Raw genomic sequence first — 8,461 nt, forward strand, 5'->3', positions numbered from 1 at the left:
TCTATCTCCGAGTTGACCGCCCGCGGCTCTCCTCCCCGTCTCCGGCGCGCCGCTCGTCCTGGGGGGGGCGGGGTGTGCCGCCGGGGGCGTGCGGCCCCACGGCTCCCGGCTCAGCGGGAGCCGAACTCCGCGTTCCACGAGGCGTTGCCCGTCCGGGCCAGCCCGACCTCGGTGTGGTTGGGGTCGAGCATGATGTCGCGGTGGCCGGACGAGTTGATCCACCCGTCGACGGCCGCGTCGATGTCCGTGGGGCCGTAGAACGCGATCTCGCCCCAGCTCCGGAAGTTGTAGCCGAGGCCCCTCAGGATGCCCGGCGAGTCGCAGAAGTGCCCCGAGACGCGACGCTGGTTCATCTGGTCGGCATTGCACCGGGCGGCCTGGGCGAGGGTCTCGTTGTAGCGGAGCGCCGGCCGTCCGTACTGCGCGCGCAGGTCGTTGACCCGCTGGAGGAAGCGCTGCTCGACGGACGTCCCGTTGTTCTGGCCGCCGTTGCCGACGAGGTCGAAGCGCTGGGACGCGGTGCCGTTGCAGTTCTCCACCGTGGCCTCCCGGTCGAGGCCGTTGAAGGTCAGGCAGCGGCTGTCGAGCGCGTTGTGGATGTAGGTGCCGCCCTCGGCGGCGTTCTCCAGGGTCCACTGCTGGTTGGCGCCCGCCCACCAGTGGATGAACTGGGTGGTGCGGCTGTCCCTGGTGTCCATCTCGACGACGCGCTCGGTGCCGTTGACGTTGCGGACGAAGTCGACCCGCCCGCCCGGCTTGTTGGAGATCCAGAACGAGGTCGAGGCGTCCCGGTAGTTGCGGGCGACGATCCGCGAGCCCTCGCCGTCGATGGTCGCCAGGGCGTAGCCGTTCTGGTGGTCCTGGATCGTGACCGTCTGTTCGACCACGTCCGACGTGGCGGCGCTCGCGGGCGCCGCGGCGAGCGCGGTGAGGCCGGAGGCCGATATCGCGGACACGGCGAGCGCCACCGCCGCCAGGCGGGAACGGCGGCGGACGGTGGAAAGGGCGATGTGCGACACGGGACTCTCCTGCCTCGGGGCGGCCCGCGCGCGGCTGCGATCGCGGGGCGGGAGACAGGACACCAAGCGTGCGTAGACAATCGATCAACAACGCGTCAGCGCACGCCCCACCCGGCACACCCCCTGCCTGGCCTGGCAGGATGTCCGACCGTGACACACAGCGAGAGTCCCCGGCCCGCCACCGGTCAGCGGCGCCGAGGCCGCGGAGGCCACGGGAACGACGTCCCCTGGCCCAGGCGCCCCCTGCTGACGGCGCTGTGGATACCGGCCGCCGCCGTCCTGCTGCCGCTCGGCGGGGCCCTCGGCGCGTTCGGGCTCTGGATGCTGGTGCCCTCGCTGGCGCTGGTCCTCACCGGGATGACCGGCCTGGTCGTCGCGCTCTGGGGCCTCTGCCCGTCCAAGGCCCTGCGGAAGGTCTCCCTCGGCCTGCTCCTCGCCCCGCTCATCGCCGTGCCGCTGCTCAGCATGAACACCGCGCAGGCCACCGTGCTGACGATCCGCGGCACCGAACACCCGGGCACGGTCGCCGACATCCGCGTCATCCACGGCAAGACCACGACCTACGACTGCGACGTCCGCTACGACGACGCCCCGGACCGCACCCACGCCGTCGACTGCGGCGCCGCCGACACGGCCGGCGAGCGCGTGGCCGTCACCGAGGACCCGGGCGGCCTGGTCTCCCCCGAATTCTCCGGCCAGGCCGCGGGCGGGCGCTTCGACCTGGTCATGGCCGCCTTCTTCGACACGGTCCTCGTCGCCGTCGCCGTCGTCACCGCGACGATCGGCGTCCTCGTCCACCACCACCGCACCCGCAGGGCGCAGTCCGGCGCAGGACCTACCGCGCCGCGCGCATGATGTCGGCCACCGTCGCCGCCTTGAGCTCCGAGTAGGCCAGCAGGCTGCCCGCCGCCAGCGCCGCCTCGCGCTTCACGCGCGCGTACCGTGCGGCCGTCTCCGGGTGTGCCCGCAGGTGGTCGCGGAACGCGAGGTTGGCGGCCCACAACGGCCCGTCCAGCGCCATGACGTGGACGTTCGCCGCCTGACCGGTGCGCCGCCGCAGGTACGCGCGGCCCGGGACGCCGGCCTCGCCCAGGTGCTCGAACCCGAGCTCCCGCACGCGCGCCACGGCGACCCCGAACTCGCCCGCCACGCACCCGACCTGGACGTCGATCACCGGTTTGGCGTCCAGGCCGGGCACCGCCGTGGAGCCGATGTGCTCGACCTCGCAGACGGTCAGGCCGCGCAGCGCGCCCCGCACGCGCGCCACCAGCGCACTCCCCAGCTCCACCCAGGCCGGGTCGTACGCCACCACGTGAACGGGCTCGTCGACGGAAGTCACACCCGGAAGGCTACCGAACCGGAATCAGCAGATCCGCGGCAGCTGCTCCCCCATCGGCAGGTCGACGACCCGCGTCCCGCCGAAGCCGGTCCGGGCGACGACCATCCCGGGGTGGTCCTCGACGCACTCGCCGATCACCACGGACTCCGCGCCGAGCGGGTGGGCCCGCATGGCGGCGAGGACCGCGTCCGCCTCGTCGCGCGGCACGAAGGCGACGAGCTTGCCCTCGTTGGCGATGTACATCGGGTCCAGGCCCAGGACGGAGCACGCGTTGGCCACCGCCTCCGGCACGGGGACGGCCCGCTCGGTGATCACCACGCCGACCCCGGCCGCCGCGGCGATCTCGTTGAGCGAGGCCGCCAGGCCGCCCCGGGTGGGGTCGCGCAGGACGTGGACGTCACGCGTCACCCTGAGCATGGCCTCGACGAGCCCGCCGAGCGCCGCGCTGTCGCTGCGCACCTCGACGCCGAACTCCAGGCCCTCCCGCACGCTCATGATCGCCACGCCGTGCAGCCCGATCGGCCCGCTGAGGATGACCACGTCGCCCGGTTCGGCCCGCTGCGGCCGGATGTCGACGCCGGCCGGGACGAGACCGATGCCGGCGGTGTTGAGGTAGATGCCGTCGCCGTGCCCGGCCTCGACCACCTTGGTGTCCCCGGTGGCGACCTCGACCCCGGCGGCGCGGGCGGCGGCGCCGAGGGCGCGGGCCACGCGGTCGACGACGGCCATCTCCACCCCCTCCTCCAGGATGAAGCCGCAGGAGAGGTAGGCGGCGCGGGCGCCGCTCATGGCGAGGTCGTTGACGGTCCCGTTGACGGCGAGGTCGCCGATGCAGCCGCCGGGGAAGAACAGCGGCCGCACGACGTAGGAGTCCGTCGAGAAGGCGAGCCGGGCGCCGCCGAGGTGGAGGACGGCGGAGTCGCCGAGTCCCTCCAGGGCCTGGCCGCCGAACGCGGGCGCGAAGATGTTCGCCACGAGCTCCGCGGACATCGCCCCGCCGCCCCCGTGCCCCATGACAACCCTCGGGTGATCACGCAACGGCAGCGGACAGCTCCAGCCGGAGAAGTCCAACGCGCCGGTGTCCGTGAGCAGTTCGACGTCAGCCAACGCGACTCGCCTCCTGAGCGGAAAGGGGCACGACCGGCACGCTCAGCCGCCGGTAGAGGTAGTACGCCGCGCAGGCCCCCTCACTGGAGACCATGGTGGCGCCGAGCGGGGTGCGCGGGGTGCAGACGGTGCCGAAGGCCTCGCACTGGTGGGGCTTCAGCAGCCCCTGCAGCACCTCGCCGCTGCGGCACGCGGCGGGCTCGCAGGTCGTGATCCCGCCGACGTCGAAGCGGTGCTCGGCGTCGTGGTCGCGGTAGCGCGGCGAGAGCCGCCAGCCGCTCAGCGGGATGACGCCGATGCCGCGCCAGGCGCGGTCGGCGACCTCGAAGACGTCCTCCAGCATGGCGCGCGCCGCCGGGTTGCCCTCGGGCCGGACGGCTCGCGGGTAGGCGTTGTCGACGGTGTGTTCGCCGCGCTCCAGCTGGCGGACGGTGCGCCGGATGCCCTCCAGGATGTCCAGGGGCTCGAACCCGGTGACGACGATCGGCACCCGGTGGCGCTCCGCGAGCGCCGGGTACTCGTCGGTGCCCATGACGCTGCACACGTGCCCGGCGGCGAGGAAGCCCTGGACGCGGCAGTCCGGCGAGTCCATGATCGCCTCGATGGCCGGGGGCACCCGGACGTGCGAGACGAGCATGCTGAAGTTGCGCAGGCCCTGCTTCCTGGCCAGGTGGACGGCCATGGCGTTGGGCGGGGCGGTGGTCTCGAAGCCGATGCCGAAGAAGACGACCTCGCGGTCCGGGTTCTCCCGGGCGATCTTGAGCGCGTCGAGCGGCGAGTACACCACCCGGACGTCGCCGCCCTCGCCGCGGACGCGGAACAGGTCGCGGTCCGTCCCCGGCACCCGCAGCATGTCCCCGAAGGAGCAGAAGATCACCTCGGGCCGGGCGGCGATCGCGAGCGCCCGGTCGATCACCTCCAGCGGGGTGACGCACACCGGACAGCCCGGGCCGTGGATCAACTCGACTTCCTCCGGCAGGAGTTGGTCGATGGCGTGCCGGATGATGCTGTGCGTCTGGCCGCCACAGACCTCCATCAGCGCCCACGGCCGGGTGACCGTCGCCCTGATGTCGGCGAGCAGCCCCTCCGCGAGCTCGGGGTTGCGGAACTCCTCCAGGTACTTCACCGTCCGGCCTCCTCAGCCCCGCGGTCCGTCCCCACTGCCTCCGCCGCCCGCGCCGCTTCCCACGGGTCGCCGAACTCCTCCTGCAGCAGCCCGAGTTCCTCGAACAGCTCCAGGGTCCGCCGGGCCGACTCCTCGTCCAGGCGCTGGAGCGCGAAGCCCACGTGGACGATCGCGTACTCCCCCACCGCCAGGTCGGGCAGGTACTCGAGGCACACGTCCTTGACCACCCCGCCGAAGTCCATGACCGCCATCCGGGTCCCGTCGCGTTCCTCGATCTCCGTCACCCTGCCGGGCACCGCCAGGCACATGCGCCCTCACTCCTCCCGGGTGGCCGCCGAGCGGGCGGCCACCATCAGCTGGCCGAGCGCCAGCCCTCCGTCGTTGGGCGGCACCCGGCGGTGCCGCAGCACGGTGAAGCCGTCCTCCCCGAGGCCGCTCGCGCAGGCCGAGGAGAGCAGCGCGTTGGCGAAGACGCCACCGCTGAGCGCCACCGTCGAAATCCCGTACTCCTCCCGGGCGGCCGCGCAGATCCGCCGGACGAGCGAGGCCACCCCGGCGTGGAAGCGCGCGGCGATCAGCCCGGCCGGGGCGCCCGCGGCCAGGTCCGCCAGCACGGCGGCCAGCACCGGCCCCGCTTCGGCGGTCCAGGCGCCCGCCCGCTCCGACAGCCCGAAGGCGTACCCCTCGACCGTCCCGAATCCGTCCGTCCCGGGCCCGACGGCCGCGGCCTCCAGTTCGATGGCCGCCTGGGCCTCGTACCCGGCCCGGTGGCAGACGCCGGCGAGCGAGGACACCGCGTCGAAGAGCCGGCCCATGCTGGAGGTCGGCACACAGTTCAGTCCGCAGTCCAACTGCCGCTCCAGCAGCCGCAGTTCCTTCTCCGGGCAGGCCTCGACCGGCGGCAGCCCCGCCGCCCACGGCAGCCCGGCGGCGCGCAGGTGCGCGAGCGCCGTCCGGTACGGGCGCTCGACCGCCGCGTCCCCGCCCGGCAGCGGCACGTACGCGAGGTGGGCGACGCGGCGGTAGCCGTCGTAGTCGGCGAGCAGCACCTCGCCGCCCCAGATCGCGCCGTCGTCGCCGTACCCGGTCCCGTCGAAGGCGACGCCGAGCACCGGCCGGCGGCCGTCCAGGCCGTGTTCGGCCATCACCGCGGCCACGTGCGCGTGGTGGTGCTGCACCCGCCGGACGGGCCGGCCCGCGGCGGTCCGCTCCGCGTGGTGCACCGAGCGGTAGCCGGGGTGGCGGTCGGCGACGAGCAGGTCGGGCCGCACGCCGCTGACGACGCCGAGCTGGTCCACCGCGTGGTCGAAGGCGCGCAGCGTCGCGAGGTCGTCCATGTCCCCGATGTGGCCGGAGAGCCAGGCGTAGCCGTCGCGGGCGAGCGCGAAGGTGTTCTTGAGGTCGCCGCCGACGGCCAGTGCCGGCCGGACGGGCACGGGCAGCGGGAGCGGGAGCGGCGCGTAGCCGCGCGAGCGCCGCAGCGGCAGTTGCTCGCCGTCGACCACGCGCACGACGGAGTCCTCGCAGGGCACGTGGATCGGGCGGTCGTGGGTGAGCCAGCCGTCGACGAGCGGGGCGAGCGCGGCGAGCGCGTGCCGGTCGTCGGTGACGATGGGTTCGCCGGAGAGGTTGGCGCTGGTCATCACCAGGAGGTCGGTCCCGGGGGCGGCGAGCAGCAGGTGGTGCAGCGGCGTGTACGGGAGCATCACGCCGAGGTCGGGACTGCCCGGGGCCACCGCTTCGAGCCCGGCCGGCGACGCGCCCCGCAACAGGACGATCGGCCGCACCGGCCCGGTGAGGAGCTCCCGCTCGACGGGGTGGAGGGGCAGCAGGCCCTCGACGGTGGCGAGGTCACGGGCCATCAGCGCGAACGGCTTGTCGCCGCGCCGCGTGCGCCGCCGCAGCAGTGCGACGGCACCGGCGGTCCGCGCGTCGCAGGCGAGGTGGTAGCCGCCGATGCCCTTGACGGCGAGGATCGCGCCGCCCGCCAGCAGCCGCCGGGCCTCCGCCAGCGCGTCCTCGCCCGTCCGCCCGGCCCGTCCGGGCACGGCGAGTGCGATCCGCGGCCCGCAGGCGTGGCAGGCGACGGGCTGCGCGTGGAAGCGGCGGTCGGCCGGATCGGCGTACTCGCGGGCGCAGTCCGGGCAGAGGGGGAAGCCGGCCAGGGTGGTGTTGGCGCGGTCGTACGGCAGGCCGGTCACGATGGTGTGCCGGGGGCCGCAGTTGGTGCAGCTGATGAACGGGTGGCGGTGGCGGCGGTCGGCGGGGTCGGCGAGTTCGGCCAGGCAGTCGGCGCAGACGGCGACGTCGGGCGGGATCAGGGTGGCCCGGGGGCCGTCGGCGCGGGACGGGGCGATGGTGAAGCCGGTGGCGCCGGTGGCGGCGAGCGCCGCGTGCTCGACGGAGGCCACCTGGGCGAGCGGTGGGGCGTCGCTGGCGATCCGCCGGCAGAAGGCGTCGACGGCCTCGCGGCTGCCCTCGACCTCGGCCAGCACGCCCTCGCCGGTGTTGGTGACGCTGCCGGCCAGCCCGAGCTCGCCGGCGAGCGTGAAGACGAACGGCCGGAAGCCGACGCCCTGCACGAGCCCGCGGACGGCGACCCGCCGCCGCTCGCGGTCGAGCGCGGTCACGGGGTCTCCTGCACCACGTGCACGTGCCCGCCGTGCGAATGCCCCGAAGCCATCACCGGCCGGTGCACCGCCGCCCCGTCCAGCACGCCCAGTGCCCGGTCGAGCAGCGCCCCGACGCCGCCCCCGGTGCGGGCCGAGGTGTGCACGACCTCCACACCCGGGTTGACGCGCTGGACGTTCGCCAGGAACGCGGCCTCGTCGAAGTCCGCCGCCGCCGCGAGGTCCGCCTTGGTCACCAGCACGAGGTTGGCGAGGCCGAACGCGGTCGGGTACTTGAGCGGCTTGTCCTCGCCCTCGGTCACCGAGGCGAGCACCACCCGCAGCGACTCGCCGAGGTCGTAGGAGGCCGGGCAGACGAGGTTGCCGACGTTCTCGACGAACAGCAGCCGGCAGTCCGCCGGCAGCCAGCCGTCGAGGTGCCCGGCGAGCATCCGCGCCTCCAGGTGGCAGAGCCCGTCGGTGAGCACCTGCTTGACCGGCGCGCCCGAACGCGCCAGCCGCAGCGCGTCGTTCTCGGTGGCGAGGTCGGCGGTGAGCGCGGCGACGGCGACGCCGCGCTCCTTCGCGAGCCCCAACTCGGCCTCCAGCAGGGCGGTCTTGCCGCTGCCCGGGCTGGAGAGCATGTTCACCACGACCGTGCCGCGCGCGCTCAGCGCCGCGCGCAGCTCGCGGGCGCTGTCGTCGTTGCGGGCGAGGACCGCCTGGCGGAGGTCGACCGTCTGGCACATCGGCGTCAGCCTTTCTGTTCGGCCCGGACGCCGGGGCGCTCGGCCCACTCGACGCCGAGGATCTGGAGCTCGCGCCCGCACAGCAGCTCGACGCCGCCGCCCGAGCAGCTCGGACAGCCGAGGTCCGGCGGCATGCCGACGGCCCACTCGACCTCGCAGGGGGTGCAGCGGGCCCGTGCCGCGACGGCCTCGGTGTCCAGCACCGCGCCCGCCACCAGCGTTCCGGCGCAGACGAGTTCGAAGCAGAAGTCGAGCGCCTCGGGCACCACGCCGGCCAGCTCGCCCACCTGCAGCCGCACCCGGGCCACCCCGGCGGCGCCGTGTTCGCGCGCGGCCGCGTCCACCTGCTCGACGACGGCGGCGGCGATCGACATCTCGTGCATCGGTCCCTTCCCACGCCCGGCGGCAACGCGCCCCATTACAGGACGCGGGGGGGGGGGGGGGCCCCCCGGACCCCCCCCCCCCCCCCCCCCGCCCCGCCCCAGCCAGAACACACACCCCCCCCCCCCCCA

Annotated in this window: 9 protein-coding genes; 1 reads left to right on the plus strand and 8 read right to left on the minus strand. The window is 74.6% G+C overall.

Annotated features, from left to right (window positions below; translation table 11 throughout):
• Positions 1 to 110: 110 nt before the first annotated feature.
• The gene (locus tag ACFV4G_RS00785) at positions 111 to 1,019 is read right to left on the minus strand and encodes a CAP domain-containing protein (protein WP_380435239.1); all 909 of its coding nucleotides are present in this window, start codon (positions 1,017 to 1,019) and stop codon (positions 111 to 113) included.
• Between the two features lie 150 nt (positions 1,020 to 1,169).
• Here ACFV4G_RS00785 and ACFV4G_RS00790 point away from each other — a divergent pair, with 150 nt between their 5' ends.
• Positions 1,170 to 1,874, plus strand: coding sequence for a hypothetical protein (locus tag ACFV4G_RS00790; protein ID WP_380435240.1), 705 nt, complete (start codon positions 1,170 to 1,172; stop codon positions 1,872 to 1,874).
• Here ACFV4G_RS00790 and ACFV4G_RS00795 read toward each other — a convergent pair.
• Genes ACFV4G_RS00795 through hypA form a run of 7 tightly spaced genes read right to left on the minus strand, consistent with a single transcriptional unit; the run spans position 1,855 to position 8,332 of the window.
• Positions 1,855 to 2,358 carry a GrpB family protein gene (locus ACFV4G_RS00795; protein WP_380435241.1) on the minus strand — a complete coding sequence of 168 codons (504 nt, stop codon included), beginning with the start codon at positions 2,356 to 2,358 and terminating at the stop codon, positions 1,855 to 1,857. The genes ACFV4G_RS00790 and ACFV4G_RS00795 overlap by 20 nt on opposite strands.
• 24 nt (positions 2,359 to 2,382) lie before the next feature.
• Positions 2,383 to 3,465, minus strand: a complete 1,083-nt coding sequence (gene hypE / locus ACFV4G_RS00800) for a hydrogenase expression/formation protein HypE (protein ID WP_380435242.1) — start codon at positions 3,463 to 3,465, stop codon at positions 2,383 to 2,385.
• Positions 3,458 to 4,591 (minus strand): hydrogenase formation protein HypD, encoded by a 1,134-nt coding sequence (gene hypD, locus ACFV4G_RS00805; protein ID WP_380435243.1) that lies wholly within the window; start codon positions 4,589 to 4,591, stop codon positions 3,458 to 3,460. Before hypD ends, hypE begins: the two co-directional genes overlap by 8 nt.
• The gene (locus tag ACFV4G_RS00810; RefSeq protein WP_380435244.1) at positions 4,588 to 4,899 is read right to left on the minus strand and encodes a HypC/HybG/HupF family hydrogenase formation chaperone; all 312 of its coding nucleotides are present in this window, start codon (positions 4,897 to 4,899) and stop codon (positions 4,588 to 4,590) included. Before ACFV4G_RS00810 ends, hypD begins: the two co-directional genes overlap by 4 nt.
• 6 nt (positions 4,900 to 4,905) lie before the next feature.
• Positions 4,906 to 7,221 carry a carbamoyltransferase HypF gene (hypF, locus tag ACFV4G_RS00815; protein WP_380435245.1) on the minus strand — a complete coding sequence of 772 codons (2,316 nt, stop codon included), beginning with the start codon at positions 7,219 to 7,221 and terminating at the stop codon, positions 4,906 to 4,908.
• Positions 7,218 to 7,949, minus strand: coding sequence for a hydrogenase nickel incorporation protein HypB (gene hypB / locus ACFV4G_RS00820; RefSeq protein ID WP_380435246.1), 732 nt, complete (start codon positions 7,947 to 7,949; stop codon positions 7,218 to 7,220). The genes hypF and hypB overlap by 4 nt, the downstream gene beginning before the upstream one ends.
• Before the next feature lie 5 nt (positions 7,950 to 7,954).
• Positions 7,955 to 8,332, minus strand: a complete 378-nt coding sequence (gene hypA / locus ACFV4G_RS00825) for a hydrogenase maturation nickel metallochaperone HypA (protein ID WP_380435247.1) — start codon at positions 8,330 to 8,332, stop codon at positions 7,955 to 7,957.
• Positions 8,333 to 8,461 lie beyond the last annotated feature (129 nt).

It is taken from the genome of Kitasatospora sp. NPDC059747, from assembly GCF_042732955.1.
GTDB lineage: Bacteria > Actinomycetota > Actinomycetes > Streptomycetales > Streptomycetaceae > Kitasatospora.

Bases quoted from the DNA above. Each gene is read 5' to 3' on its own strand.
- hypB (WP_380435246.1), bottom strand. From the start codon at position 7,949: ATGTGCCAGACGGTCGACCTCCGCCAGGCGGTCCTCGCCCGCAACGAC.
- hypA (WP_380435247.1), bottom strand. From the start codon at position 8,332: ATGCACGAGATGTCGATCGCCGCCGCCGTCGTCGAGCAGGTGGACGCG.
- ACFV4G_RS00810 (WP_380435244.1), bottom strand. From the start codon at position 4,899: ATGTGCCTGGCGGTGCCCGGCAGGGTGACGGAGATCGAGGAACGCGAC.